Below are 26,818 nucleotides of genomic sequence, written 5' to 3'. Positions count from 1 at the left end.
GCCGGTCCGGGCGACATCGTCGTCACCTCAGACATCCCGCTGGCAGACCGCTGCCTGAAGGCCGGCGCCCAGGCGATCAAGCCGAACGGCCAGCCGTTCTCGCCGGACTCGATCGGCTCGGCCCTGGCCGGGCGAATGGTGGGCGAGCATCTGCGCTCGATGGGCGTGGCCACCTCGGGTCCGCCGCCGTTCGGCCCGCGCGACCGCTCCGCCTTCCTCCAGGCCCTGGATCGGGCTGTGACGGTCGCGCGGCGGGCGCGGCCCTAGGCCAGCGCCGGCTCGATGTCCTTGCAGGCCTGGATCAGGCCGCGCACCGACTCGACCGACTTGGCGAACATGGCCTTTTCGTCGTCGTTCATCGGGAACTCGACGACCTTCTCGACGCCGTCGGCGCCGATCAGGGCGGGCACGCCGACGTACATGCCGTCCAGGCCGTACTGGCCCTCGACCCACACCGCGCAGGGCAGGACGCGCTTCTTGTCCAGCAGATAGGACTTGGCCATGGCCACCGCGCTCTCGGCCGGGGCGTAGAAGGCCGAGCCGGTCTTGAGCAGGCCGACGATCTCGCCGCCGCCGCCGCGCGTGCGCTTGACGATGGCGTCCAGCGCCTCCTGGCTCAGCCAGCCCTGGCTGACCAGCTCGGTCAGCGGCAGGCCAGCGACGGTGGAGTGGCGCACCATCGGCACCATGTCGTCGCCGTGGCCGCCTAGCGTCCAGGCGTGGACGTCCTCGACCGAGACGCCCGTGGCCTCGGCCAGGAAGTGGGCGAAGCGGGCGCTGTCCAGCACGCCGGCCATGCCGACCACCTTCTCCCTGGGCAGGCCCGAGAACTCGCGCAGCGCCCAGACCATGGCGTCCAGCGGGTTGGTGATGCAGATGACGAAGGCGTTCGGCGCATGCGCCTTGATGCCCTCGCCCACCGCCTTCATGACCTTCAGGTTGATCGACACCAGGTCGTCGCGGCTCATGCCCGGCTTGCGGGGCACGCCGGCGGTGACGATGCAGACGTCGGCGCCCGCGATGTCGGCGTAGTCGTTGGCGCCCTTGAGCGCGGAGTCCTTGCCGAAGACGGCGGCGGCCTGGGAGATGTCGAGCGCCTTGCCCTGGGGCGTTCCCTCGGCGATGTCGAACAGGACGATGTCGCCCAGCTCCTCGCGCGCGCAGACGTGGGCCAGGGCGCCGCCGATCATGCCGGCGCCGATGAGGGCGATCTTGGCGCGAGCCATTCTGGGTCTCCGAGAGTGAGGTTCCGGGGAAGCGGGGCGGGTCTAGACCCGCAGGCGCGCAAGGGCAAGGCAGGGACGCGGTTCGGACTCGCCTCCGCCGTTTCGATGGTTTAGCGGTTTCGCCGACAGGGTTTTCGGGAGCCGCTTTTCCATGATCTTCAGACGCCTGACCGCCGGGGCCGCCTCGGCCGCGCTCGTCGCCTCCATGCTGTCCATCGCCGCGCCGGCCAGCGCGCGCGAGGAGGGCATGTGGACCTTCGACAACTTCCCGATCGCGCGGGTGAACCGCGAACTGGGCACCAACATCGACCAGGCCTGGCTGGATAACTTGCGCGGGGCGGCCGTGCGTCTGACGACAGGCTGCTCGGCCTCGGTGGTCAGCCCGGAAGGCCTGGTGCTGACCAACCATCACTGCGTCCTGTCCTGCGTTCAGGACCTGTCCTCGGCCGAGAACGACTACGTCCAGTCCGGCTGGCTGACGGCGACCCGCGAGGAGGAGCGCCAGTGCCCGGGCATGCAGGCCGAGATCCTGCAGGAGATCACCGACGTCACCGCCCAGATCCGCGCCGCCGGCGAGGGCCTCGACGGCGACGCCTTCGTCACCGCCCGCAACGCGGCGGCCGCGACCATCGAACGCGAGACCTGCGGCGAGGACACCACCCAGCGCTGCCAGGTGATCAGCTTCTACCGGGGCGGTGAGTACAAGCTCTATCGCTATCAGCGGTTCGAGGACGTGCGCCTCGTCTTCGCGCCGGAGTTTCAGGCGGCCTTCTTCGGCGGCGACCCGGACAACTTCAACTTCCCACGCTATGCGCTCGACGCCGCCTTCCTGCGTCTCTACGCCGACGGCGCGCCGGTCGAGACCCCGACCTACCTGCGCTGGAACGCCGAGGCTCCGGCCGAGGGCGACGCGACCTTCGTGGCCGGCAACCCGGGCACCACCAACCGCCTGATGACCGTCGCCCAGATGCAGAGCCAGCGCGACATCGGCATTCCGATCAGCCAGCTGCAACGTTCCGAGCTGCGCGGCCGGCTGATCGCCTTCTCGGAGCAGTCCGAGGAGAACGCCCGCGTGGCGCTCGATCCTCTGTTCGGCGTCGAGAACAGCTTCAAGGCCTTCTACGGTCAGCAGCTGGCCCTGAACGACGCCGCCTTCATGGGCCGCATCCGCGAGGCCGAGACCGAGCTGCGCGCCCGCGTCGCCGCCGACGCCGACCTGTCGGCGCGCATCGGCGATCCCTGGGCCGAGATCGAGGCCGCCCAGGACGACTACGCCGAGCTGTTCCTGCCCTATCGCCAGCTCGAGCAAGCGGCCGGCGGCGGTTCGACCCTGTACGCCATGGCGCGCGCCATCGTCCGTTCGGCGCTGGAACGCGAGACCCCGACCCCTGGCGCTCCGCCGGCCAACATCGCCGGGTTGGAACGCGCGCTGTCGACCACCACCCCGATCGAGCCGGCGCTGGAGGAACTCTACCTCTCCTTCTGGCTCTCGAAGACACGCGAGTACCTGACTGTCGACCACCCGGCGGTGCGTCAGCTGCTCGGCCGCGAAAGCCCCGAGGCCCTGGCCGAGCGCCTGGTGGAAGGGACGACCCTGCTCGAGCCGGAAGCCCGCCTCGCCCTGCTGCGCGGCGGCGCCGAGGCGGTCCGCGCCTCACAGGACCCGCTGATCCAGTTCGTCCTGGCCAACAACGAGACCGCCCGTGAGGCCGGCCGCCAGTACAACGCCCGCGTCACCGCCCCGGTCAGCCGGGCGGCCGAGCGGATCGCCGCGGCCCGTTTCGCGGTCTTCGGCACTGAGGCCTATCCCGACGCGACCTTCAGCCTGCGCCTCTCCTACGGCCGGGTGCAGGGGTGGACCTACCGCGGCGTGGAGGTCGAGCCCTTCACCTACATCGGCGGCCTGTTCGACCGCGCGACGGGCTCTGCGCCCTTCGACCTCGCGCCCCAGTGGGCGGCGGCCCAGGCGCGGATCGACGGCGACGTGGTCTATGACTTCGTGACGACCAACGACATCATCGGGGGCAACTCCGGTTCGCCGGTGGTCAACGCCCGCGGTGAAGTCATCGGCGCGGCCTTTGACGGTAACATCCACTCGCTCGGCGGCGCCTATGGCTACGACGGCTCGGTGAACCGCACGGTGGTGGTCTCGACCGCCGCCGTCACCGAGGCGCTGCGGAACGTCTACGGCCGCACGGCCCTGCTCGAAGAGCTGGGTCAGTAAGTCACAACGTCATCCCGGACGGCGCCTCGGCGCCGTCCGGGGCCTAAACGCAGTCGGCGCCGTCGAGCTTGGGTCCCGGATATGCGCATCCGCGCATTCCGGGATGACGGCCCAACCGGAGTTCAGCATGCGCCTTCTTACCCTCGCCGCCGCCTCGGCTTCCGCCCTGTCCCTGCTGCTGCCGGCCGCGGCCGCCCAGGCCGATGAGGGCATGTGGACCTTCGACCAGGCGCCGCTGGCCCGAATCAACGCGACGCTGGGCACGGACATCGACCAGGCCTGGCTGGACCGGGTGCGCCTCGGCGCGGTCAGGCTGGCCGGCTGCTCGGCCTCGCTGGTCTCCGAACAGGGGCTGGTCCTGACCAACCAGCACTGCATCCGCTCCTGCGTCCAGGCCAACGCCGCGCCCGGCCAGGATCTTCTCAGCCAGGGCGTATTCGCCCGCACGCGCGAGGAGGAGCTGCGCTGTCCGGGTCAGGTCGCCGAGGTGCTGCTGGAGATCGTCGACGTCACCGAGCGCCTCGCCGAGGCGACCTCGGGCCTGGAGGGCGCGGACTACGCCGCCGCCCGCGCCCGGACGCTGGGAGAGATCGAGCGCGAGGGCTGCGGGACCGACCAGACCCTGCGCTGCCAGGTGATCAGCTTCTACCGGGGCGGGCAGTACAAGCTCTACCGGTTCCGGCGCTATTCCGACGTGCGGCTCGTCTTCGCGCCCGAGCACCAGGCGGTGGTGTTCGGTGGTGATCCGGACAATTTCAACTTCCCCCGCTTTGCCCTCGATGCCGCCTTCCTGCGCGTCTACGAGAACGACGCCCCGGCCTCGACGCCCGAGCACCTGACCTGGAATCCCGAGCGGATCGAGGCCGGCCAGCCGGTCTTCGTGGCCGGCAATCCCGGCTCGACCTCGCGGCTGAAAACCGTCGACCAGCTGATCGTCGAGCGCGACTGGCAGATTCCGGCCGAGCTGCGGCGCCTGGCCGAACTGCGCGGCCGCGTCATCCGCTTCGCCGAGGAAAGCCCTGAGAACGCGCGCATGACCCGCGACGCCCTGCGCTCCATCGAGAACAACCTGAAGCGCTACACCGGGATGCACCGCGCGCTGGCCGACCGCGACTTCTTCGCCGGCCTGGAGGAGGCCGAGGCGTCCCTGCGCCAGCAGGCGGCCGCCGGAGGTCACGTCCAGGGCGACCCCTGGGGCGAGATCGAGACGGCCCACGACGACTACATGCGCCTGTACGACCGGTACTACTGGCTGGAAGGCGGCGCCGGTCAGGGTTCGGCCCTGTTCAGCTATGCCCGCGCCCTGGTCCGCGCCGCGCTCGAACGCGACCGTCCCGAGGACCAGCGCCTGGCCGGCTATTCCGACGCGTCCCTGGCCGCGCTCGGCCGAACGCTCGCCCAGGCGCGCAACATCGATGAGCCGCTGGAGAGCCTCTATCTCCAGTTCTGGCTGTCCAAGACCCGCGAGGCGCTGGGGACGGACGACGCCGACGTCCAGGCCATGCTCGGCCGCGAGAGCCCCGAAGCGCTGGGCGCCCGGCTGATCGAGGGCACGACGCTTGGCGATCCGGCCGTGCGCAGCGCCCTTTTCGAGGGCGGCCGCGCCGCCGTCGAGGCCTCGGAGGATCCGCTGATCCGCTTCGTCCTGGCCACGGACCCGATGGCCCGCGTCGTCCGCAACGAGTGGCGGACCGAGGTCGAGGCGCCGATCGACCGGGCTGGAGAGCGCATCGCCGCCGCCCGCTTCGCGGTGCTGGGGACCGACACCTACCCGGACGCGACCTTCAGCCTGCGCCTGTCCTACGGCCGGGTCGCCGGCTGGACCTCGGCCAGCGGCCGCGAGGTCCCGGCGGTGACCACCGTCGCCGGCCTGTGGGAGCGCGCCACCGGCGCCCCGCCCTTCAACGTCGCGCCGGTCCTGGCTTCGGCCCGCGCCCGCCTGCCGGAAGACGTCGTCTATACGGTCGCCACCACCAATGACATCGTCGGTGGCAACTCCGGCTCGCCGCTGCTGAACGCGGAAGGGCAGGTGATCGCGGCGGTCTTCGACGGCAATCTGGAATCGCTGGGCGGCGCCTATGGCTATGACGGCGAGGTCAACCGCGCCGTGGCCGTCTCGGCCGAGATGGTCACCCTGGCGTTGCGCGAAGTCTACGACATGGACGGCCTGGCCGACGAACTGGCGGGGCGCTAAGGCCCGCCCTATTCCACCGAGACGCGTGGCTGTTCGGGCTGGGTCGTCGGCGCGGTCGGCGGCTGAGCCGGCGGCTCCTGGCGAGGCGGCGGCGACTGGGTGCGCTTGGCCGGCGGCCGGGGCCGCGGCGGCGGAGACGAGGTCTCGGTCGCGCGCGGCCGCTGCGGCTGGGGCTGGGTCGGCTGGGCGGCGGGTTCGTCCGGCTCGGGCGCGGCGCGCTCGGCCAGGCGCTGGGCGTCGAAGCGGCGGGCCAGCCGCTCCGTCAGGGTCCGCGCCGCCTCAGGCTCCATCTCGGCCATGATGGCGGCCAGGGCGCGCGGGCGCATGGCGGCGGCGACCGGCAGGCGAACCTCGTCGGGCAGGCGGCTGAACACCGGCGCGGCGTCGCGCGGACGCATGGCCTGATAGACCTGCACCAGACGGTCGATCTCCGCCTGCTCGCGCTCGGACACCTGGCCGAGCAGGCCCTGAATCTCGGTGCGCAGCGCGGTCAGTTCCGCAATCCGCTCGTCCGCCTTGGCCTCGGCGGCGATCAGCAGCGGCAGCTGGGTCTCGAAATCGACGTCGCGGGCGTCGAGCTGGCCGCGACGTTCCGACAGGTTCTGCAGGATGCGCAGTTCGGCGGGCGACAAGCCGGCCTGTTCGGCCAACTCCTCCACCGAAACGGCGCAGGCGGCGGGCGGCGGAGGCCCGGACGCCGCGCCCTCGCCGGAAGCGGCTTCGCCCGCGCTCTCGGCGGCCTCCTCGGCCCAGGCGCGCGCGCCCTGGAACAGGTCAGGTCCCGCGCCGATCAGGCGCACGGCGGCGACGCCCGCGAGCGCCACGGCCACCAGAGGCAGGATACGGGGGATGCGGCTCACTCAGGCGGCTCCTCAGGCGCGTCCGCGCACCGGTTCGAACAGGTCGTCTTCAGGCGTGCGGAAGGCCGGGCGTCCGGCCGGGCGCGCGGGGGGCGCGGGCTCGGCCAGGCTTTCCTCGAACCTGCGCGCGGCCAGCGCCTGCAGCAGGCGGGCCGGCGACTCCGCCGGCTGAGGGGCAGGGGCGGGGGGTGGCGGCGTCTGGGCCGGCGCCGGGGCCGCGCGCCCCTTGGCGACAAGGCCCTCGAGTTCCGCCTTAAGGGTGCGGGCCGCCACGATCCGCTCGTGCAGCAGATCAGTCTCCTCCGAGGCGGCGCGCAGCTCGGCCAGCGCCGACTGGGCCTTGCCGGCGGCGACGTTCAACTCGGTCACGGCCTGGGCGAAGCCCGCCTGGCCCTCGCGCAGCGCCTTCAGCTTCTTTTCGAGGCGCAGCCCGTACATCAAGGCCGCCAGCAGCAGCAGGATCAGGATGCCGTCCATGATCAGTCCGGTGGCGCTCATGCCGATCCTCCTGAAACAGCGCGAACCGCCGCGGGCGTCAGCGGCGCGGCGACCTGCACGGCGATGTTCTGGCCCCGGCGTCCCATCCGGCCCCGGGTCAGGGGCACCGCGCCGCAGCGCACCTCGACCATGGAGTCGGGGGTAGCGTTCAGCATCAGGGTCTGGCCGACCTCGAGATTAAGCACGGTCGACAGGGGCACCGCGTGTTCGTCCAGGACGGCGCGGACCTCGACCTGGGTGCCCCAGATCTCGGTCGCCAGGTGGCCTTCCCAGATGTTGTCGCGGCCGAATTTCTCGCCCATGAACTGCTGCAGCAGGAGCTTGCGGATCGGCTCCAGCGTCGCATAGGGCAGCAGCAGCTCCACGCGCCCGCCGCGATCCTCCATGTCGATGCGCAGCTTGATCAGGATCGCCGCGTTGGCCGGGCGCGCGATGGCGGCGAAGCGCGGATTGGTCTCCAGCCGGTCCAGGTTGAAGTGCGCGGGCGTCAGGGGCTCGAAGGCCTGGCGCATGTCGTTGAGAATGACCTCGACCATCCGCTGCACCAGCACCCGCTCGATGGTGGTGTAGGGCCGCCCCTCGATGCGCAGGGCCGCGGTGCCGCGGCGGCCGCCCAGCAGCACGTCGACGATCGAGTAGATCAGGTTCGAGTCGACCGTCAGCAGGCCGTAGTTGTCCAGCTCCTCGGCCCGGAACACCGCCAGAATCGCCGGCAGGGGGATGGAGTTCAGATAGTCGCCGAAGCGGATCGAGGAGATGTTGTCGAGCGACACCTCGACGTTGTCCGAGGTGAAATTCCGCAAGCTGGTCGTCATCAGCCGCACCAGGCGGTCGAAGACGATCTCGAGCATCGGCAGACGCTCGTAGGAAACCAGGGCGGAGTTGATGATCGCCCGGATGCCCGTGCGGTCACTGTCGTCGTCCCCGGCCATGTCGAAGCCGAGCAGGCTGTCGATTTCGTCCTGGTTCAGGACCCGTTCACCGGGCAGCGGTCCGCGATGGTCGGCTTCCGCCGCCTCGGCCGAGGCCGCCAGGCCCGCCTGGGCCAGCTCTTCGACCGACGTCTCGCTCACTGGATCAGCATTTCTTCGATGAGGACGGCGTCCACCTGCTCCGGCGCGGCGACCAGGTTCACGCGCCGCAGGATCTCCTGGCGCAGCTGGTAGCTGCCGGCCGACCCGGCCAGGTCCTCGGGCCGCAGCTCGCGCAGGAAGGACTGGAGCATGTCGTTGACGCGCGGGCTCTCGGCCTGGAGCGTCTCGGCCAGGTGCGGGTCGCTCATCTCGAGCGTCAGGGTCAGCTTGAGGAAGGTCGGCCGGCCGTCCGCCGACTGGATGTTCACGATCATGTCGGGCAGCGTCAGGAAGGTGACGCCGTCGGGCCCCTCGCGCACGGTCCCCAGCGCCGGGTCCGCCTCGCCGCCGCTGCTCGATCCGTGGCCGCCCCCGCCGCCCTTCTTCTTGGCGGGCGGGTGATCCGCGGGCGCGGCGTGCGCGTCTCCGGACGGCTTCAGGAACAGGAACCAGGCGCCGGCTCCGCCGCCGCCCAAAACCACGACCGCGGCCGCGCCGATGATCAGGAAGAGGGGAAGCTTCTTCTTCTTGGGCGCGGCCTCGCCGTCCTCGCCTTCCACGACGGCTGGCGCTTCGGTCTCGGCCTCCGCGGCCTTGTCCTTCTTCTTTCCGAACTTGAACATGGCTGGCGAAGCCCCGATGCGCGCACCCGACCCGGTCACTTCGGCCCGGTTTGGTTAACGGCGGGTTCACACCCGGCAATTCCTGCCCGGTCCAGACGGGTCTCTCAGCGCGGATTTCCGGGAGGGGAGGGCCTGCAAAGCCTTGCAGGCGTGGCGTTAACCATGTTGGTCCGCCTCTTGCTCCGGTCTCCTTGCAACCCTTGCGCCGGAGCCCGTTCGTGGAGAACGCCAGTCTCATCGCCCTTAGCCGCCAACTGGTGCTTCGCCGCCAGCTGGACATCGCGGCGAACAACATCGCCAACGCCGACACCACGGGCTTCAAGGTCGAGCAGCTGATCGTCGAGACGGAGGAGGCGCGGCTGGCGCGCAACCTCGGCGTTTCCGGACCCGGCCAGTTCGTGCTCGACCAGGGTGTCGGCCGGGACTTCAGCCAGGGGGCCATCCGCGAGACCGGCCGTCCCCTGGACGTCGCCATCGAAGGCGACGGCGCCTTCTTCCGCATCGGAGACCCGGATGGCGGCCCCGAGCGCTACACCCGCGACGGCGCCTTCACCACCGACGGCGAGGGGCTGCTGATCACCCGGTCCGGCCTGCCGGTGCTCGACCAGGGCGGAGCCGAGATCGTGCTCGATCCTGCGCAGGGCCAGGTCTCCATCGCCGACGACGGCACGATCAGCCAGAACGGTCAGCAGGTGGGACGCCTCGGCGTGGTCCGCTTCGACCTCCTGTCGGTCCTGTCGAAGGACGGCGACGGCCTCTACCGCAACACCTCCAACGAGGCCCCGCCCGACGCCCCGGACGTCCTCGTGCGCCAGGGCATGCTCGAGGGCTCCAACGTCGACACCCTGGTGGAGATCACCAACCTCATCGAGATTCAGCGCGCCTACGAGTCCACGGCGCGCCTCATCGAAAACGCCAATGACCTGTCCCGTCGCGCCGTCGAGCGCCTCGGGCGGGCCGCCTAAGGGAGAGCCGGAATGCGCGCTCTGAGAACCGCAGCCACGGGCATGGCGGCCCAGCAGCTGAACGTCGAGGTCATCTCGAACAACATCGCCAACATGAACACGGTCGGCTTCAAGCGACAGCGCGCCGAGTTCCAGGACCTGCTCTACCAGAACGTCGAGCGGATGGGGGCGACCTCCTCCTCGGCGGGAACGGTGGTGCCGACCGGCATCCAGATCGGCGTCGGCGTCCGGGCCGGCAGCGTCTACCGCATCACCGAACAGGGCACGCCCCAGGCGACCGGCAACCGCTTCGACCTGGCCATCGACGGGCGCGGCTACTTCCAGGTGCTGCTGCCGTCCGGCGAGACGGGCTACACCCGCGCCGGCAACTTCTCGGTCAACGGGGAGGGCCAGCTGGTCACCGACGACGGCTACGCCGTCCAGCCGGAGATCTCGATCCCGCAGGAGGCCACCGACGTCATCATCTCCCCGACCGGCCAGGTTCAGGTGCTGGTCCAGGGCGATCCCCAGCCGCAGGTGGTCGGCGAGCTGCAGCTGGCGACCTTCTTCAACGAGGCGGGTCTGTCGGCCATCGGCGACAATCTGCTGGTCGAGACCGCCGCGTCCGGCCCGGCCACCGTGACCGCCCCGGGCGACCCGGGCGTGGGCACCCTGCTGCAGGGCTACACCGAGGCCTCGAACGTCGACGCCGTGGCCGAGATCACCGCCCTGATCGTCGCCCAGCGCGCCTACGAGATGAACTCCAAGGTCATCACCGCCGCCGACCAGATGCTCCAGGCCGCCAACCAGGTGAAGTCGTGATGCGCGCGCTGGCCGCCCTGCTCGCCGCCGTCCTTGTGGCCACGCCCGCCCTGGCGGGGCCGGTCGAGCTGGTGGACCAGCCGGTCGACGACGACGGCGTCATCACGCTCGGCGAGCTGTTCCACGGCGCCGGCGATGCCTCGGACGTCCGGGCCGGAACGCGCTCGGGCGCCAGCGCCGTGCTCGACGCCGCCCAGGTCCAGGCGCTGGCGCGCCGCCACGGGCTGCAGTGGGCCAACGCCACAGGCGTCCGCCGCATCATCGTGCGCTCGGGCGGCTCGGGCGCGGCGCCCGCGACCGCGACGCGCGGCGCGGCCACCGTCGAGGTCCTGACCTATGCCCGCAGCCTGGCCGCCGGCGACGTGGTCCAGCCCGAGGACGTGATCTGGACCGAGGTCCAGGCCCACCTGGCGCCCTCCGGCGCGCCTGACGACGCCGAGGACGTCATCGGCCTGTCGGCCCGGCGGCCGCTGCGTTCCGGCGCGGTGGTGCGCGGCTCGGACCTGTCGGAGCCCCAGGTCATCGCCCGCGGCGACCTCATCGAGGTCGTCTACCGCTCGGGTGGCATCAGCCTGTCCCTGCGCGCCCGCGCCATGGCCAACGCCACGCGGGGCGAGACCTTCAACGCCCAGAACATCGAATCCGGCCGCACCATCCAGGTCGTGGCCGCCGAACCCGGCCGCGCCCTCGCCGCCGTCTCCGCCCGCTAGAGGACCAGTCCATGCGTAAGTCCCTTCTGCTGCTGCCCCTCCTGATGCTGGGCGCCTGTTCGACGGTCGAGGAGGCGGTCATGGGGCCGCAGCTGTCGGACATGGGCTATCCGGCCGCGCTGGTGCCGCTGGAGCAGCCGATGGGCCCGCCGCCGTCCGAGGCCGCCTCGGCCGGCTCGCTGTGGCGGGCGGGCTCGCGCACCTTCTTCCGCGACCAGCGCGCCCGCCGCGTCGGCGACATCCTGACCGTCGAGATCCAGATCGACGACCGCGCCTCGATCCAGAACTCGACCACGCGCGACCGCACCAACGAGACCCAGGCCGGCATCGGCGCCCTGTTCGGGCTGGAGAACGCGCTCGGCCAGGCCTTCCCGTCCGGCTTCGATCCCTCGAACCTGGTCGAGCTGGAGGGCGGCGCCTCCTCGTCGGGCTCGGGCGTCATCCAGCGCGCGGAGCGAGTCAACCTGACCGTGGCCGCCGTGGTCACCGCCGTCCTGCCCAACGGCAACCTGGTCATCCAGGGCCGCCAGGAGGTCCGCACCAACCGCGAGGTCCGGGAACTGCTGGTCTCCGGCATCGTCCGGCCCGAGGACATCTCCTCGGCCAACACCATCAACCACACCCAGATCGCCGAGGCGCGTATCTCCTACGGCGGCCGGGGCGACGTCAGCCGGATGCAGAGCCCGCCCGCCGGCCAGTCGCTGGTCGAGCGCTTCAGCCCCTTCTAGCCCCTGTGGCGCCGGCGCCTCAGGCGCCGGTTCGCCGCACGGCGTTCGTGAACTGTTTGTGAAGGGCCGCGTTTCCCCGTCGAAGGGAGCGCGTCACATGTTCAACCGGGCCGCCTTGTTCGCCACCTCGATCGCCGGCATGGCCATGAGCGGAGCCTTCCTGCTCATGGGTCCCGACGGCGCGTCCGCAGCGCCCCAGCCCGAGCCGGCCGCGGCGACCACGCCGATGGGCTGGAACCTCGTGCACGAGGGCGCGCGCGCCAAGCTGGCCTACGGCGCCGAGAACTCCGACATGATCCTGTTCATGATGTCCTGCGCGCCCGGCGAGGGCGCGGTCGAGGTGTTCGGCATGGCCTCGCCCGAAGCCGACGGCCTGACCCTGGCCTCCACCGGCGGCCGTTCGGCGCTGGAGGCCGCGCCCGAGGTCGATCCCATGACCGGCGGCCTGATGGTCGAGACCCGCGTGCGCCTGAACGCCCCCGCGCTCGAGGGCTTCCGCCAGACGGGCGGCCTGACGCTCGCCGGCGCCTCGGGCCGCCCCCTGGCGCTCGACGCCACGGTTGACGAACAGCCCGCGGTCGAGGCCTTCTTCGCCCATTGTTCGGGCCAGCGCGCCTGAGGCCGCCTTCGGGCCGGGGGGTCCGACCATGACACCGATCATCGCCGCCGCCCTGACGCTGCTGACGGGCCAGCCCGCCGACGGCTGGGTCTGGTCCTTCTATGACAGCGGCGGGACCGCCGTGCTCGCCCGCGAGGTCCCCGACACCGAACAGCTTGCGGCCGTGCTGGAGTGCGAACCCGGCTCGGGCGTGGTGCGCGTCACCGTCTATGGTCCGCGCGCCCGTCCCGCCTTCGTCAGCGTCGCCGCCGGCCCGGCCGAGGCCGACGCCGAGCGGGTCGAGGCCGACGGCCTGGCCGTCCGCCTGCGCCTCGACCATCCGGTCATCCAGGCCTTCGCCGGCGGCCAGGCGCTCACTGTCCGCGCCGACGGCGAAAGCGCTTCGGTCGCCGCGCCCGCCGGCGCCCCCCTCGACCGTTTCCGCCGCGCCTGCGGCGAGGCCTGAGGCCGCGCCTCACCGCTCGCTGCGGCGGCGCCGTCCGGCCAGGCTGAAGTCGAACTTCAGCGCGCTATAGGCGAACGCCGGCTCGCTCCCGCCCATCTCGCCGATCTTCGCCTTCAGCGCCGCGATATGGTCCGCCTGCTCGTCCAGAAGCTTTTGGCGGGCGGCCTCCAGCTGTTCTTCGTTGGACAACGTCCGCCAGTAGTATTCCTTCAGCTCCCGGTCCGGATCCGCTACGCCGGGCCGGTTCGACAGGTTCAACAGCGGCTCGAGCGTCTCCTTGCTGGCGAAGCGCGCCGCCAGGATGGCGGTCAGCGGCATCCGCTTCAGTTCGTCGGCCTGAGGGTCGCGTTCCAGGACCGCCACCTTCTGGAAGGTCTCGCCGAAGCCCAGCAGGGCTCGGGCCTCCTCCCACAGTCCGGCCCGCATCGCCCGCCCCGCCGCCTGCACGGCCTGGCGCGACAGCCGCCCGGGCATGTCGGTGTCCTCGGCCGCATGTCCCGATGTCACGAACAGGCCCTCCACCCGCCGGCGAAAGGCCGTCCGCGCCGCCTCGCGCGAGGCGTCCCAGTCGCGCGCCTGGGCCTGGGCTCGGGCGTCGCCGTGGTCGCGCTTGGCCGCGCCGGTCACGGTGATCTTCTTGCGGATGGCGTGGATCGACACCCGCCACTTGGCCGCCAGCTCCGGCGCCGTCGCGCCGTTGCGGTACTCCTCCATGATGATGGCCCAGGTCTCCGCCCCCAGCCGCCAGTGCGCCGCCCGCCGATCCGGAACGCGCGTAAGGTCGTCGTCTGTCTCGCTCATCCGGACAGCCTAACCCCGGCCTCACCCCCTGGTGACGCAGGACACCGCGCGCCCGATTCTCCCCCGCATTGCGGGGGAGGGGGACCGCTTGCGGTGGAGGGGGCGACGGCCCCCACAGCCCCTTCGGACCCGTCCCCACACCCCCATCAAAGCGAGCGTCCAGGGGCCCCCGCCCCGGCGACGCCCGTGTATTCATCTCTTGCCGGCCATGCTGCCGGTCGATCCGGGCGGGTCAAGGACAGGCCCTGCGGGCCTGCCGCTCCGCGGCGCGCCTCGCGCGTCCTTGACGCGCCCGGACTCGACCGGCTTCTCTCAGCCAAGAGTTGAATGCCTCTGTCCCTTCTCCCTCGATGGGAGAAGGTGTCGGTCGGAGACCGACGGATGAGGGTGGCGGCCTTGAGGCCGCCCTTTCCACGGCCCCTGAAGCGCAGCTAACCTCCCTTTGGGGGAGGGGTCCGTGGCCGACGCGTCGAAGATCGGAACCGACTGGCAGGCCGACGAGCTCGACGCCATCGTCGCCGACTACTTCGCCATGCTCGCCGCCGAACAGGCCGGCGTCCCTTATGTGAAGTCCCACCACGCCCAGGCGCTGATGGCCCGCACCGGCCGCACCCACCGGTCGGTCGAGTTCAAGCACATGAACCTGTCGGCGGTGCTCAGCGAGCTCGGCCTGCCGACCATCCGCGGCTACAAGCCCAAGCCCAACTACCAGCACGCCATCTTCGCCGCGATCGACCGCTACCTCGCCGCCCACGACGACGCCTGGACCCTCGGCGACGACCGCCTGCCGCCGCTACCCAGCGCGTCCCCCAGCCTCCACGAGGCCCCGACCCCCTTCTCCTCCCCATTTAATGGGGAGGGGGACCACGACCCGAAGGGCAGCGCGGAGCCTGAATTGGTGGAGGGGGCGCCGCCATCCTCACCCCTGATCCAGCTCACCGACCCACCCCCGCTCGGCCAGAACACCCCCCGCCCCGAAGGCCTCCAGCGCCTCGTGCGCAAGTTCGACCCCGCCGCCCGCGACGCGCGCAACCGCCGCCTCGGCCTGTCCGGCGAGCACCAGGTCTTCCACTTCGAACGCGCCCGACTGGCCGCCGCCGACCGCCCCGACCTCGCCCGCAAGGTCGAATGGACCTCGCAGGAACGGGGCGACGGGGCCGGCTACGATATCCGCTCCTTCGACCCGGACGGGGCCGAGCGCTTCATCGAGGTCAAGACCACCCGCGGCGGCCCGCGCACCGATTTCTTCCTCAGCCGCAACGAACGCGCCTTCAGCCAGGAGGAGCCGGAGCGGTTCCGCCTCTACCGCCTCTACGACTTCAGCTCAGCCCCCGCCGCCGAAGGCCGCGCCCGCCTGTTCGCGCTCAAGCCGCCGCTGGAGCGGGCCGTGCGGCTGGAGGCGGAGGTGTGGCGGGCGGGGTTCTTGCGCCATTCGACACGGTGAGGACCTCATCTTCCCTCAGCTTGGCCCCTCACCACCTCAGGGCCAAGCGGCCCGCCACGCCTCCAACCAGCCCGCCCAGAGCGATGGCCGAGGTGTACCAGACCGCCAGAAATGACAGGGTCGCCTCCGGGCAGTGGAGCACGCCGTAGGCGGTCGCCCCGATGGCGGATGCGGCCGCGCCCAGCGCCAGGCCCGACAGCACCGGCCTCGTCGGCGCCAGCCTGCGCGCCGACACAAAGACCAATGGGCCGGTCAGGACCGATGCGATGAGGATGTTGCGGCCGCAGACCCGCCAGGTCTCGCCCAGCAGAACCGCGCCCCGCTCGTCCGCGGGCGTCAGGATCAGTTCGAAAAGACCGAGACCCAGCATCAGCCCCGCGATGGCCGTCAACAGCAGCGCCGGCGCCTTCCCCTCCCGCCCGGGCGTGCCGAGCCGCGTCGCCAGCCAGAGACCCGCGCCGGCCAGCCCGGCCGTGTAGACGCCCTTCACCCAGACCATCGGATCGCCCAGAGCCTCGACGAGATCGGGACGCAGGCGGAGCACCAGCACCACGGTCAGCACGCTGGCGGCCACTGCGGCCGCCAGCGTCAGCGGATCTAGCCGGGCTGGCCTTACCGGCTCCACGCCAAGCGCAAGGGCCTCGATCAGGTCGTCAGTCTTCATGTCCGGCCACGCTCGCGCTCAGCGCCTTCATGCTGCGATGCACGTCCACCTTGGCCGCCCCTTCGGTGAAGCCGTTGCGCGCGGCCGCCTCGGCGATCGAGTAGCCCCTTAGACGAACGTCCTCGATAAGCCGTCGCCGCCGCGGCGGCAGGATGCCGAGAATCCGGCTCAGATCGCCACGGATCGCGCCATCCTCCACCGTGTGTTCCGCGATCAGCACCGACGCGACCTCCAGCGGGATCGATACGCGCGCGCCCTTCCGGCGCAGGTGATCGATGAGCTTGTACCGCGCGATCGCATAGGCCCAGGCGGTGAAGGGCAGGGACCGATCGTAGGTCGCGCGCTTGGCGTGGATGGCGATCAGGCATTCCTGCACGAGGTCCTCCGCATCCGCCTCCATGCCTCCAAGGCGCCGCTTGAAATAGGGAGTCAGGGCGCCGCGCATCTGCCGCAGGAGCGTCCGCCACGCCACGGCGTCGCCGCCCAGACCGCGCAGCATCAGGTCCTTCAGCTCGCCTTCCCGATCCGCCACGCATGCTCCCATTACGGGCTCGAGACACTGGAGGTTACACCACGGCCGCGCCCACCCGGGAAAATCTTCGTACGCTACCGTAACCTTTTTGGGCGCGACTTCGAAAGTCTTCGTCGAGGCGGGCCGCCGTGGCTCGTCCGATCAGACGGAGAGCAACCATGAACCGCACCCTCAAAGTGCTCATCGGCGCCGGCGCCCTGGCGGCGACGGGCGCGACGGCCGCCCTGGCCCAGTCCTCAGGCGACCGGTCCCAGCCGATGGAGCGCTGCTACGGCGTCGCCCTGGCCGGGCAAAACGACTGCGCCGCCGGCCCGGGCACTAGCTGCGCCGGCACCTCCACCCGCGACTATCAGGGCAATGCCTGGAAGCTCGTGCCGCAGGGCACCTGCACCTCCATCCGCACGCCGCACGGCCCGGGCTCCCTCACCCCGATCGACCGCTGATGGAACGGCGTCCGACGGCAGGCGTCAGCCTGAAGCCCGCGCACTATGCGGAGGCCGAGGCCTGTCTCGCCGTCGGATGCCAGGCGGGCCTTTGGTTCGAGGTCCATCCCGAGAACTACATGGTGGCGGGCGGTCCGCGCCTGCACTGGCTGCGGCGCATTCGCGACCGCCACCCTCTTTCGCTCCACGGAGTCGGGCTCTCGCTCGCGGGCGACGAGCGCCCCGACCGCGACCATCTGGCTCGCTTCCGGTCTCTCATCGACCGGTTCAAGCCCTGCCTGGTGTCGGAGCATCTTGCGTGGTCCAGGCGCGGCGGCGTCTATCACCCCGACCTCCTGCCGGCCCCGCGCAACGGCGAGGTGCTCGGGCTGGTCTGCGCGCATATCAACGAGACGCAGGACGCCCTCGGCCGCCGCCTGCTCATCGAGAATCCGGCCGGCTATCTGGCCCTGGCCGATCACCAATGGGACGAGGTCGACTTCCTCGTCGAGATCGCCCGCCGCACCGGCTGCGGCCTTCTCGTCGATGTCAACAACGTCTTCATCAGCGCCGCTAACCTTGGCCTGGATCCCGAGGCCTGGATCGACCGGGTCCCCGCCGCGCTCGTCGGCGAGATCCATCTCGCGGGCCACCGCGAGGATCCGGCGCTGGGCGAAACCCTGCTGATCGACGGCCACGACACGCCGGTCAGCGAACTGGTGTGGGATCTCTACGAGCGCCTGGTCGCCCGGATCGGGCCCCGCCCCACCCTGATCGAGCGCGACGGTGCCCTGCCGGCGTTCGGCGAACTCATCGAGGAACAGGCGCGGGCGGCCCGCGTCCTGGCCGACGTGCAGGAGCTAGCGGCATGACCGCCTTCCACGCCGACTTCGAGCGCGCCCTGCGCGGCGACCGCGAGGCCATGGCGCCGCACCTCGGCGAGGCTGAGGACGGCCTGATCCGCCTGGGCGTCTACGCCAACACGAGCGCCGCCGGCCGCATCGACGCCCTCGCGGCCAACTATCCGACCGTGGTCCGGATGGTCGGGCTCGAATGGTTCCAGGCGGCAGCGGCCGCCTTCGTGCGGAGCGAGCCCGGATCGAGCGCCGTCCTGATCGACTACGGCCAGGCCTTCGCCGACTGGCTGGGGCAGTTCGGTCCGGCCCGGGCCTATCCCTATCTCGCGCCCTGCGCACGTCTTGATCGCGCCTGGACCGAGGCGCACGTCGCGCCCGACGCCGCCCGGCGCGCGGCGCCCGAGGACGAGGACCTGGTCCTCCACCCCTCGGTCCGCATCTTCGCCTTCGACTGGAACGCGCCGTCGCTCTGGCTGGCCCATCGCCTTCCCCAAGAGGGTCAGGCCGCGGAGCTCGAATGGCGCCTGGCCCAGGAACGGATCCTGATCCACCGGCCCGATCTTGCCGTCACGGCCCAGCTGCTCAGCAACGCCGAATGGAGCCTTTTGAAAGCGGCCGGACGCGGCCTGACGCTCTTCCAGGCCGTTATGGCCTGCGCGCCCCTGGTGACGCGCGAAGACCTGACCCGCGCCGCCCGCGATCTGATCGACCTCGGGGCCTTCGTCCCGAGGCCTCAAGGAGACCCCCATCGATGAATCTCTATGACCGCATCTGCATCACCGTCACCCAGGCCCTGCCCGAGGCCGCGCACGGCCTGCTTCTTAGGACGGCGGTCGCCGTTCCCTTCTTTCTGTCAGGGCGCACCAAGGTCGATGGCCTGATCACCGTCACCCCGACGACCCACTACCTCTTCGCCGAGGAATACCGCGTCCCGCTGCTGCCGGCGGACCTGGCGGCCTACATGGCCACCTACGCGGAACACATCCTGCCGGCGCTGCTCGTATTTGGACTGCTTACCCGCCCGGCGGCCCTTGGCCTCATCGCCATGACCCTGGTCATCCAGCTCTTCGTCATTCCCACGGGCTGGCCCACCCACCTGCTGTGGCTGGCCCCCCTGGTCTATGTGTTGGCGCGCGGCCCCGGCGACTGGAGCTTGGATCGCCTCCTGGGGCTGGAGCGGCGCGGGTCGCCGGGGATTAGCGGGCTGTCTAGCCTCAATCCCCATCCATCTTCAGCGCGGCGATGAACGCCTCCTGCGGGATCTCCACCTTCCCGAACTGGCGCATCCGCTTCTTGCCTTCCTTCTGCTTCTCCAGAAGCTTCTTCTTGCGGGTGGCGTCGCCGCCGTAGCATTTGGCGGTGACGTCCTTGCGGAGCGCACGGACGGTTTCGCGGGCGATGATCTTGCCGCCGATGGCGGCCTGGATCGGGATCTGGAAGAGGTGGGGCGGGATCAGCTCCTTCATCTTCTCGACCATGCCGCGGCCGCGCGTCTCGGCGCGCGCGCGGTGAACCAGCATGGAGAGCGCGTCGACCGGCTCGCCGTTGACCAGGATCGACATCTTGACCAGGTCGCCAGGCCGATAGTCGGTCAGCTCGTAGTCGAAGGACGCATAGCCCTTCGAGATCGACTTCAGCCGGTCGTAGAAGTCGAACACCACCTCGTTCAGCGGCAGGTCGTAGACCACCAGGGCGCGCGAGCCGACGTAGGACAGTTCCTTCTGCTCGCCGCGGCGGTCCTGGCACAGCTTGATGACGCCGCCGAGGTATTCGTCCGGCGTCAGGATGGTCGCCTTGATCCAGGGCTCCTGGATTTCCAGGATCTGCATCACGTCGGGCAGGTCGGCGGGGTTGTGCAGCTCGATCTCGCGCCCGTCGCGCAGGCCGATCTTGTAGACCACCGACGGCGCCGTCGCGATCAGGTCGAGGTTGAACTCGCGGCTCAGGCGCTCCTGGATGATCTCCAGGTGGAGCAGGCCGAGGAACCCGCAGCGGAAGCCGAAGCCGAGCGCGGCCGAGGTCTCCATCTCATAGCTGAACGACGCGTCGTTCAGGCGCAGCTTGCCAATGGCGGCGCGCAGGTCCTCGAAGTCGGCGGCGTCCACCGGGAACAGGCCGCAGAAGACCACCGGCTGGACCTCCTTGAAGCCCGGCAGGGGCTCGGCGGCGGGGCGCTTTTCCTCGGTGATGGTGTCGCCGACGGCGGCGTGGGCGACCTCCTTGATCTGGGCGGTGATGAAGCCGATCTCGCCGGGGCCCAGCTCCTCGACCGGGGTGTTCTTGGGCAGGAAGACGCCGACCCGGTCGATCAGGTGGGTCGAGCCGTTGCGCATCATCTTGACCCGCATGCCGGCCTTCAGCACCCCGTCGAAGACGCGGACCAGCACGACCACGCCCAGGTAGGCGTCGTACCAGGCGTCGACCAGCATGGCCTTCAGCGGCGCGGAGCGGTCGCCCTTGGGCGCCGGCAGGCGGGTGACGATGGCCTCCAGCACCTCCTCGATGCCCAGGCCCGTCTTGGCGCTGCATTCGACCGCATCACTGGCGTCGATGCCGATGACGTCCTCGATCTGGGCGCGGACCCGCTCGGGCTCGGCGGCCGGCAGGTCGATCTTGTTCAGGACCGGCACGATCTCGTGGTCGTTCTCGATCGCCTGATAGACGTTGGCCAGCGTCTGGGCCTCCACGCCCTGCGACGCGTCCACCACCAGAATGCTGCCCTCGCACGCCGCCAGCGACCTTGAAACCTCGTAGGCGAAGTCCACATGCCCCGGCGTGTCCATCAGGTTGAGGACGTACGTCTCCCCGTCCTTCGCCTTGTACTGCAGGCGCACCGTCTGCGCCTTGATCGTGATCCCCCGCTCCTTCTCGATCTCCATCGAATCCAGGACCTGCGAGGTCATTTCGCGCGCGGTCAGCCCGCCGGTGACCTGGATCAGCCGGTCGGAAAGCGTCGACTTGCCGTGGTCGATGTGCGCCACGATGGAGAAATTGCGGATGCGCTCGAGCGGCGTGGCCATGGTCCGGAAGGGTCAGCGTGCGGGAACAGGCGGCCTTACACGGGCGGGCGCCGAACGCCAAGGCACGTCACCTCCACGACACGTTGGAGGCTTAAGGATTTTTAATAAGGACCTTCTCCGTTGCGGGCGGCTCGCAACGGCCTAAATAGCCCCCGAAGACTTCAAGGGGACATCACCGTGTTCAGCGAACCAGCTCGCCGGGTCCGGCGCATAGGGCCGCGCACCCGCATCGCGGCCATCGTCGTGGCGGTGGTGGCCGTGGCCGTTGTGCTGTTCCTGCTGTTCGGCCGCGGCGGTGGGGAAGAGAAGGCGGAAGCGACCCCGGGCGAAGGCGTGTCCAGCCAGACGGTGACCGTGGCGGTCGCCTCGACCCAGGACCTGGCGCGCGTCGTGACGGCGTCCGGCACGGTGTCGGCCTGGGAGGAGGTGCCCGTGGGCGCCGAGACCGGCGGCCTGACGGCCACCGCCGTGCTGACCGACGAGGGCCGCTACGTCCGCCAGGGCCAGGTGCTGGTCCAGTTGAACGACACCCTGCTGCGCGCCCAGCTGAGGCAGCAGGACGCCTCGGTCGCCTCGGCCCAGGCCAATCTGGAGCAGGCGAACAACAGCCTGGCCCGCGCGCGCGAGCTGCGCGAGCAGGGCTTCCTGTCCCAGGCCGCGCTGGACGCGCGGATCGCCGAACAGGCGACGGCCCAGGCCCAGGTCAGCGCCGCCCAGGCCGCGCGGGCCGAAACCGCGGCGCGCCTGGCCCAGGCGTCGATCCGCGCGCCGGTGTCCGGCCTGGTCATCAGCCGCAGCGTGACGCGCGGCCAGATCGTGCAGCCGGGAACCGAGTTGTTCCGCATCGTCCGCGACGGGCGGCTGGAGCTGGACGCCCAGGTGCCCGAGACCGAACTCGCCCTCGTGCGGCCCGGCCAGAGCGCGGAGGTCTCCTCCGATGACGTTGGCCAGACGTCGGGCACGGTCCGGATCGTGACCCCTGAGGTCGATCCCCAGACGCGCCTCGGCGTGGCGCGGATCGCGCTGGCGGGCGCGGGCGGCCTGCGGCCCGGCATGTTCGCCCGCGCGCAGATCGACGTCGGCGCCCAGGCGACGGTGGTCGTGCCCTCGGGCGCGGTCATCTATCGCGAGAACCGCGCGGGCGTGTTCGTCGTCGGCGACCAGAACACCGTCACCTTCCAGCCGGTCACGGTCCTGGCGCGGCGCGATGCGCTGACGTCGGTGGCCGGCCTGGCCGAAGGCGTCCGCGTCGTGGTGGAGGGTGCCGGGTTCCTGTCTCAGGGTGATCGCATCCGCGTCGCCCCCGCGGCCCGGTAGTCCGACATGAACCAGATCTCAGCCTGGTCGATCCGGAACCCGATCCCGGTCGTCCTGATGTTCATCATCCTGACCCTGGCCGGCGTGGTCGGGTTCATGTCGATGCGGATCAACAACAATCCGGACATCGAGTTTCCGCTGGTCGCCGTGACGGCCGTCCGGCCCGGCGCCGCGCCGTCGGAGATGGAGGTGCAGGTCACGCGCCTCATCGAGGATTCGCTGACCGGCCTTTCCGGCGTCCGCAACGTCTATTCGAACATCTCGGACGGCGTCTCCTCCACCACCATCGAGTTCGAGCTCGGCGTGGACACGGAGCGCGCGACGAATGACGTGCGTAACGCCATCGCCGGCCTGCGCTCGGACCTGCCGCAGGACATGCAGGAGCCGGCGGTCCAGCGGATCGACATCACCGGCGACAGCCTGATCACCTACGTCGTGCGCTCGCCGACCCTGACGCCGGAACAGCTGAGCTGGTTCGTCGACAACGAGGTGTCGCGCCGGCTGCTGGGCCTGGGCGGCGTGGGCGAGGTCAACCGCTCGGGTGGGGTGAACCGCGAGATCCGGGTCGAGCTGGACCCCGACCGGCTGGCCGCCTTCGGCGTCACGGCCGCCCAGGTGAGCCAGGCCCTGACCTCGGTGAACAACGACCTGCCCGGCGGGCGGGTCACCGTGGGCGGCTCGGAGCGGTCGATCCGCACGCTCGGCGCCGCGGGCTCCGTCGAGGAGCTGCGCGAGACGCTCATCCCGCTGTCGGGCGGCCGCACGGTGCGGCTGGGGGATCTCGGCCGAGTCGAGGACGGCTGGTCGGAGCCGCGTCGCCTGGCGCGCCACAACGGGCTGGAGGTGGTCACCTTCAACTTCCTGCGCTCACGCGAGGCGTCGGAGGTGCGGCTGGCCGACCGTGTCCGCGCCGAGGTGGCCGCGATCGACGAGGAGCGCGACGACCTCACCATCGAGCAGATCAGCTCGAACGTGAAATATATCGAGGAGAGCTACATCGCCTCGCTGGAGGCTCTGGGCCTCGGCGCCCTGCTGGCCGTGATCGTCGTCTTCGTCTTCCTGAGGGACTGGCGGGCGACGCTGATCGCGGCGGTGGCCATGCCGCTTTCGCTGATCCCGACCTTCTGGATCCTGGACCTGACCGGCCAGTCGCTGAACGGCGTGACGCTGCTCGCCCTGTCCCTGACCATCGGCATCCTGGTGGACGACGCGATCGTGGAGATCGAGAACATCGTCCGCCACATGCGGCAGAACAATCTCAAGCCCTATGACGCCGCCATGGAGGCCGCCGACGAAATCGGCCTGGCGGTGGTGGCCACCACGGCGACCATCGTGGCGGTGTTCGCGCCGACGGGCTTCATGCCCGGGATCGTCGGCCAGTTTTTCAAGGCCTTCGCCATCGCCGCCTGCGTCAGCGTGCTGTTCTCACTGCTCGTGGCGCGGACGATCACGCCCCTGATGGCCGCCTTCATGCTGAAGCATGACGCCAATCTGGAGCACAAGGATCCGTTCTGGATGTCGCGCTACCTCCAGGCCCTTGGCTGGTCGCTGAGGAACCGATGGAAGGTGTTCTGGATGGGCACCTTCCTGCTCGTCGGCTCTGTCTGGGTCGCCAGTTCGAACCTGGCGTTCGAGTTCATTCCGGCGGCGGACGAGTCGCGCGCCTCCTTCTCTGCCGAGCTGCCTCCGGGCGCCACGCTGCGGCAGACGGACGCCGTCGCCCGCCAGATGACGCGCGACCTGCTGGCCCGCCCTGAGGTGACCTCGGTCTACGCCTCCGTGGGCGGCCAGACGCCCAACCAGGCGAACATCTACGCCGACCTGGTCGAGCCGGGCGAGCGGGGCATGACGCAGCAGGAATTCCAGCGCGAGATGGTCGACGCTTGGGAAGTCATCCCCGGCGCGCGCATCGGCGCCGGCGCGGCCCAGCAGGGCGGCGGCCCGTCGGACGGCACCCGCTATTCCTTCTCCATCGTGAGCGACAACGGTCGGCTGCTCGAGGAGGCCGCCCGCGCCATCGAGGCCGAGATGCGCACCGTGCCGGGCCTGGCCAATGTCGTAAACACCGCCGCCATCGCCCGGCCCGAGATCCTGATCACCCCGCGCCCCGACCAGGCGGCGCTGGCCGGCGTGTCGGTGGGCGCCATCTCCCAAACGGTGCGCGTCGCCACCCTGGGCGACGTCGAGCAGAACCTGCCGAAGTACAATCTCGGCGACCGGCAGATCCCGATCCGCCTCATGCTCACCGAAGAGGCGCGCGAAGACCTGTCGGTGATCGAGAACCTGCGCGTTCCGACCAATACGGGCGCCACCGTCCCGATCAGCGCCGTGGCCGACATCGAGTTCGGCGCCGGTCCGGCCTCCATCAGCCGCCAGGACCGCGCCCGGATCGCCACCATCACGGCCGAACTGGACGGCATCGTCTCCGGCGAGGCGGCCGCCCGGGTCAATCAGCTGCCGTCGGTGCGAAACCTGCCGGAAGGCGTGCGCACGACGCCGGCGGGCGACGCGGAGTTCATGCAGGAGCTGGCGGTCGGCTTCACCATCGCCTTCGCGTCCGGCATCCTCTTGATGTACGCGGTGCTGGTGCTGCTGTTCAAAAGCTTCACCTATCCGATCACCATCATGGCCTCGCTGCCGCTGGCGATCGGGGGCGGCCTGCTGGCGCTGGTGCTGGCCCAGTCGAGCTTCTCGATGCCCAGCCTGATCGGCTTCATCATGCTGATCGGCATCGCGGCGAAGAATTCGATCCTGCTGGTCGACTACATCATCATCGCCGAGAAGAACGGCGCGCGGCGATGGGACGCCATCATGGACGCCGCCCACAAGCGGGCCCGGCCGATCATCATGACCACCTTCGCCATGGGCGCGGGCATGCTGCCGGTCGCCGCGGGACTGGGCGCCGACGTCGAGTTCCGCTCTCCCATGGCGGTGGCGGTCGTGGGCGGCCTGATCTCCTCGACCTTCCTGTCGCTGCTGTTCATCCCGCCGATCTTCACGATCGTGGACGACATCTCGGCCTGGGTGATGCGCAAGCTGACCGGCCGGCGGCGCGATCCCGAGACCCAGCTCGACATCGCGCTCGCGGAGTGACGGCCTCTAGAGGCCGTCCTTCGACAGGATCAGGGTCGCGTTGGTCCCGCCGAAGCCGAACGAGTTGGACATGACCGTGGTCAGCGCGACGTCCTTGCGCTCGCGCAGGATTGGCATGCCCTCGAACTCAGGGTCCAGGTTCTCAATGTGGGCGCTCTCGGCCGCGAAGCCGTGGTGCAGCATCAGCAGCGAATAGATCGCCTCCTGCGCGCCGGCCGCGCCCAGCGAGTGGCCGGTCAGCGACTTGGTCGACGAGATCAGCGGCATGTCGGCGCCGAAGACGTTGCGCACCGCGCCCATCTCCTTGCTGTCGCCGACCGGCGTCGAGGTGCCGTGCGGGTTCAGGTAGTCGATCCGCCTGCCGCCGGCCATTTCCATGGCGATCTTCATGCAGCGCTCGGCGCCCTCTCCCGAGGGGGCGACCATGTCATAACCGTCGGAGTTCGCGCCATAGCCCACGACCTCGGCGTAGATGGTCGCACCGCGCGCCCTGGCCCGCTCGTATTCCTCAAGCACCACGATGCCGGCCCCGCCGGCGATGACGAAGCCGTCGCGGTCCTTGTCATAGGCGCGGCTCGCCCGCTCGGGCGTGTCGTTGAAGTTGGACGACATGGCGCCCATGGCGTCGAACATGTTCGACATCGACCAGTCGATATCCTCGCAACCGCCGGCGAAGACCACGTCCTGCTTGCCCCAGGCGATCTGTTCGGCGGCCGCGCCGATGCAGTGGGCGCTGGTCGCGCAGGCCGAGGAGATCGAATAGTTGATCCCCTTCAGTTCGAACCAGGTCGCCAGCACGGCCGAAGGGCCGGACGCCATGGCCTTCGGCACCGCGAACGGCCCGATGCGCTTGGGCGAGCCCTTCTCGACGGTGACGGCCGCGGCCTGAAGGATGACCTGGGTCGAGGGTCCGCCCTCGCCGACGATCAGGCCGATCTTCGGATCCTTGATCTCGTCAGGCGTCAGGCCGGAATCCTTCAGCGCCTCCTCGAAAGCGATGTGACCCCAGGCGGTGCCGTTGGCCAGGAAGCGCGACGCCCGGCGGTCCACACGGTCGGCCCAGTCGGCGGCGGTGGCGCCCATCGAGGGCGGCGCCCAGACCTGCGACCGGAAGCCGTGGGCCGCGTGGTCAGGCGCGAACTTCACGCCTGAGCGGGCGTTGCGCAGGGATTCGGTGACCTCGGCGGCGCCATCGCCGATGGAGGACACGATGCCGATGCCGGTGACGACGACACGCCGCATGGGGATTCCCTCTTGAATCTTTACGAAATCAGCCGCCGGCCTTGGGGTCGGAGGCGCCGAACAGGCCGACTCGCATATCGGTGGCCGTGTAGATGGGGACGCCGTCGGCTTCCAGCACCCCGTCGGCGATGCCCATGACCAGCTTGCGGTTGATGACCCGCTTGAGATCGATCTTGTAGACCACCTTCTTGATGTCGGGGGTGACCTGGCCGACGAACTTCACCTCGCCGACGCCCAGCGCCCGGCCCCGGCCCGGTCCGCCGATCCAGCCCAGATAGAAGCCGACCAGCTGCCACATGGCGTCCAGCCCAAGACAGCCCGGCATGACCGGATCGCCGATGAAGTGGCACTGGAAGAACCAGAGGTCCGGATGAATATCGAGTTCGGCCTCGACATAGCCCTTGCCGTGCGCGCCCTCGTCGGCGGCGATGCGGACGATGCGGTCGAACATCAGCATCGG

The 26,818-nt window shown here is 70.4% G+C and carries 27 protein-coding genes; 16 read left to right on the top strand and 11 right to left on the bottom strand.

Going from position 1 to position 26,818, the window contains the following annotated elements:
* A partial coding sequence (locus tag Q0M60_RS07910; RefSeq protein ID WP_296818037.1) for a DUF188 domain-containing protein occupies window positions 1-267 on the top strand: 267 nt, incomplete at its 5' end.
* Here the strand turns inward: Q0M60_RS07910 and mdh are convergent.
* A complete protein-coding gene (gene mdh, locus Q0M60_RS07905) occupies window positions 264-1,226 on the bottom strand; it encodes a malate dehydrogenase (protein ID WP_296818035.1) in 963 nt (320 codons plus the stop codon). The genes Q0M60_RS07910 and mdh overlap by 4 nt on opposite strands.
* A 151-nt stretch (window positions 1,227-1,377) precedes the next feature.
* Between mdh and Q0M60_RS07900 the strand changes: the two genes are divergently transcribed.
* Both Q0M60_RS07900 and Q0M60_RS07895 read left to right on the top strand, forming a co-directional pair.
* Window positions 1,378-3,450, top strand: coding sequence for a S46 family peptidase (locus Q0M60_RS07900; RefSeq protein ID WP_296818033.1), 2,073 nt, complete (start codon window positions 1,378-1,380; stop codon window positions 3,448-3,450).
* 127 nt (window positions 3,451-3,577) lie between these two features.
* Entirely contained in the window at window positions 3,578-5,644 is a 2,067-nt protein-coding gene (locus tag Q0M60_RS07895; protein ID WP_296818031.1) for a S46 family peptidase, read from the top strand.
* A gap of 8 nt (window positions 5,645-5,652) precedes the next feature.
* Here Q0M60_RS07895 and Q0M60_RS07890 read toward each other — a convergent pair whose 3' ends face one another.
* From Q0M60_RS07890 to Q0M60_RS07875, 4 genes are read right to left on the bottom strand one after another with little or no spacing between them, the layout of a single operon-like run.
* Window positions 5,653-6,504 (bottom strand): hypothetical protein, encoded by an 852-nt coding sequence (locus Q0M60_RS07890; protein WP_296818029.1) that lies wholly within the window; start codon window positions 6,502-6,504, stop codon window positions 5,653-5,655.
* A gap of 12 nt (window positions 6,505-6,516) precedes the next feature.
* A complete protein-coding gene (locus tag Q0M60_RS07885; RefSeq protein ID WP_296818028.1) occupies window positions 6,517-7,002 on the bottom strand; it encodes a DUF6468 domain-containing protein in 486 nt (161 codons plus the stop codon).
* Window positions 6,999-8,036, bottom strand: a complete 1,038-nt coding sequence (gene fliM / locus Q0M60_RS07880) for a flagellar motor switch protein FliM (RefSeq protein WP_366855707.1) — start codon at window positions 8,034-8,036, stop codon at window positions 6,999-7,001. Before fliM ends, Q0M60_RS07885 begins: the two co-directional genes overlap by 4 nt.
* A gap of 35 nt (window positions 8,037-8,071) precedes the next feature.
* Complete coding sequence (locus Q0M60_RS07875) at window positions 8,072-8,698, bottom strand: flagellar basal body-associated FliL family protein (protein WP_296818026.1); 627 nt, start codon at window positions 8,696-8,698, stop codon at window positions 8,072-8,074.
* 218 nt (window positions 8,699-8,916) lie between these two features.
* Here Q0M60_RS07875 and flgF point away from each other — a divergent pair, with 218 nt between their 5' ends.
* From flgF to Q0M60_RS07845, 6 genes are all read left to right on the top strand, one after another.
* Complete coding sequence (gene flgF / locus Q0M60_RS07870; protein WP_296818024.1) at window positions 8,917-9,663, top strand: flagellar basal-body rod protein FlgF; 747 nt, start codon at window positions 8,917-8,919, stop codon at window positions 9,661-9,663.
* Between the two features lie 12 nt (window positions 9,664-9,675).
* Window positions 9,676-10,464 (top strand): flagellar basal-body rod protein FlgG, encoded by a 789-nt coding sequence (gene flgG / locus Q0M60_RS07865; protein WP_296818022.1) that lies wholly within the window; start codon window positions 9,676-9,678, stop codon window positions 10,462-10,464.
* The gene (gene flgA, locus Q0M60_RS07860) at window positions 10,464-11,174 is read left to right on the top strand and encodes a flagellar basal body P-ring formation chaperone FlgA (protein ID WP_296818020.1); all 711 of its coding nucleotides are present in this window, start codon (window positions 10,464-10,466) and stop codon (window positions 11,172-11,174) included. Before flgG ends, flgA begins: the two co-directional genes overlap by 1 nt.
* 11 nt (window positions 11,175-11,185) lie before the next feature.
* Window positions 11,186-11,902, top strand: coding sequence for a flagellar basal body L-ring protein FlgH (gene flgH / locus Q0M60_RS07855; protein ID WP_296818018.1), 717 nt, complete (start codon window positions 11,186-11,188; stop codon window positions 11,900-11,902).
* A 97-nt stretch (window positions 11,903-11,999) separates the two neighbouring features.
* Complete coding sequence (locus Q0M60_RS07850; protein WP_296818016.1) at window positions 12,000-12,521, top strand: hypothetical protein; 522 nt, start codon at window positions 12,000-12,002, stop codon at window positions 12,519-12,521.
* Window positions 12,522-12,549: 28 nt separating this feature from the next.
* The gene (locus Q0M60_RS07845) at window positions 12,550-12,966 is read left to right on the top strand and encodes a hypothetical protein (RefSeq protein ID WP_296818014.1); all 417 of its coding nucleotides are present in this window, start codon (window positions 12,550-12,552) and stop codon (window positions 12,964-12,966) included.
* Between the two features lie 9 nt (window positions 12,967-12,975).
* Here the strand turns inward: Q0M60_RS07845 and Q0M60_RS07840 are convergent, their stop codons facing one another.
* The gene (locus Q0M60_RS07840; protein WP_296818012.1) at window positions 12,976-13,767 is read right to left on the bottom strand and encodes a hypothetical protein; all 792 of its coding nucleotides are present in this window, start codon (window positions 13,765-13,767) and stop codon (window positions 12,976-12,978) included.
* Window positions 13,768-14,224: 457 nt separating this feature from the next.
* Between Q0M60_RS07840 and Q0M60_RS07835 the strand changes: the two genes are divergently transcribed.
* Window positions 14,225-15,211: a DUF3883 domain-containing protein gene (locus tag Q0M60_RS07835; RefSeq protein WP_296818010.1), complete on the top strand. Its 987-nt coding sequence runs from the start codon at window positions 14,225-14,227 to the stop codon at window positions 15,209-15,211.
* Window positions 15,212-15,239: 28 nt separating this feature from the next.
* Here the strand turns inward: Q0M60_RS07835 and Q0M60_RS07830 are convergent, their stop codons facing one another.
* The gene (locus tag Q0M60_RS07830; protein ID WP_296818009.1) at window positions 15,240-15,875 is read right to left on the bottom strand and encodes a DUF1109 domain-containing protein; all 636 of its coding nucleotides are present in this window, start codon (window positions 15,873-15,875) and stop codon (window positions 15,240-15,242) included.
* Window positions 15,865-16,374, bottom strand: a complete 510-nt coding sequence (locus tag Q0M60_RS07825) for a sigma-70 family RNA polymerase sigma factor (protein ID WP_296818007.1) — start codon at window positions 16,372-16,374, stop codon at window positions 15,865-15,867. Before Q0M60_RS07825 ends, Q0M60_RS07830 begins: the two co-directional genes overlap by 11 nt.
* Window positions 16,375-16,565: 191 nt before the next feature.
* Between Q0M60_RS07825 and Q0M60_RS07820 the strand changes: the two genes are divergently transcribed.
* From Q0M60_RS07820 to Q0M60_RS07805, 4 genes are read left to right on the top strand one after another with little or no spacing between them, the layout of a single operon-like run.
* Complete coding sequence (locus tag Q0M60_RS07820) at window positions 16,566-16,850, top strand: DUF2282 domain-containing protein (RefSeq protein WP_296818005.1); 285 nt, start codon at window positions 16,566-16,568, stop codon at window positions 16,848-16,850.
* On the top strand, window positions 16,850-17,701 hold the full coding sequence (locus Q0M60_RS07815) for a DUF692 domain-containing protein (protein ID WP_296818003.1): 852 nt from the start codon (window positions 16,850-16,852) through the stop codon (window positions 17,699-17,701). Before Q0M60_RS07820 ends, Q0M60_RS07815 begins: the two co-directional genes overlap by 1 nt.
* Entirely contained in the window at window positions 17,698-18,441 is a 744-nt protein-coding gene (locus Q0M60_RS07810; RefSeq protein ID WP_296818001.1) for a DNA-binding domain-containing protein, read from the top strand. Before Q0M60_RS07815 ends, Q0M60_RS07810 begins: the two co-directional genes overlap by 4 nt.
* Window positions 18,438-18,932: a DoxX family protein gene (locus Q0M60_RS07805; RefSeq protein WP_296817999.1), complete on the top strand. Its 495-nt coding sequence runs from the start codon at window positions 18,438-18,440 to the stop codon at window positions 18,930-18,932. Before Q0M60_RS07810 ends, Q0M60_RS07805 begins: the two co-directional genes overlap by 4 nt.
* Here Q0M60_RS07805 and lepA read toward each other — a convergent pair.
* Entirely contained in the window at window positions 18,901-20,706 is a 1,806-nt protein-coding gene (gene lepA, locus Q0M60_RS07800) for a translation elongation factor 4 (RefSeq protein ID WP_296817997.1), read from the bottom strand. The two genes, Q0M60_RS07805 and lepA, sit on opposite strands and share 32 nt — an antisense overlap.
* A gap of 177 nt (window positions 20,707-20,883) precedes the next feature.
* Here lepA and Q0M60_RS07795 point away from each other — a divergent pair, with 177 nt between their 5' ends.
* Window positions 20,884-22,023, top strand: a complete 1,140-nt coding sequence (locus tag Q0M60_RS07795) for an efflux RND transporter periplasmic adaptor subunit (RefSeq protein WP_296817995.1) — start codon at window positions 20,884-20,886, stop codon at window positions 22,021-22,023.
* A gap of 6 nt (window positions 22,024-22,029) precedes the next feature.
* The gene (locus tag Q0M60_RS07790) at window positions 22,030-25,116 is read left to right on the top strand and encodes an efflux RND transporter permease subunit (protein WP_296817993.1); all 3,087 of its coding nucleotides are present in this window, start codon (window positions 22,030-22,032) and stop codon (window positions 25,114-25,116) included.
* Window positions 25,117-25,122: 6 nt separating this feature from the next.
* On the opposite strand, the gene fabB is transcribed toward Q0M60_RS07790, so the two are convergent.
* Together fabB and fabA are read right to left on the bottom strand one after the other, a co-directional pair.
* The gene (fabB, locus tag Q0M60_RS07785; protein ID WP_296817991.1) at window positions 25,123-26,358 is read right to left on the bottom strand and encodes a beta-ketoacyl-ACP synthase I; all 1,236 of its coding nucleotides are present in this window, start codon (window positions 26,356-26,358) and stop codon (window positions 25,123-25,125) included.
* A gap of 28 nt (window positions 26,359-26,386) precedes the next feature.
* On the bottom strand, window positions 26,387-26,818 hold a 432-nt coding region (gene fabA, locus Q0M60_RS07780), incomplete at its 5' end, for a 3-hydroxyacyl-[acyl-carrier-protein] dehydratase FabA (protein WP_296817989.1).

The organism is Brevundimonas sp. (assembly GCF_024711105.1).
In the GTDB taxonomy this organism is placed as follows: Bacteria; Pseudomonadota; Alphaproteobacteria; order Caulobacterales; family Caulobacteraceae; genus Brevundimonas.
Note: the sequence above shows the minus strand (reverse complement) of the source record. Positions and strands in the feature narration are given on the sequence as shown.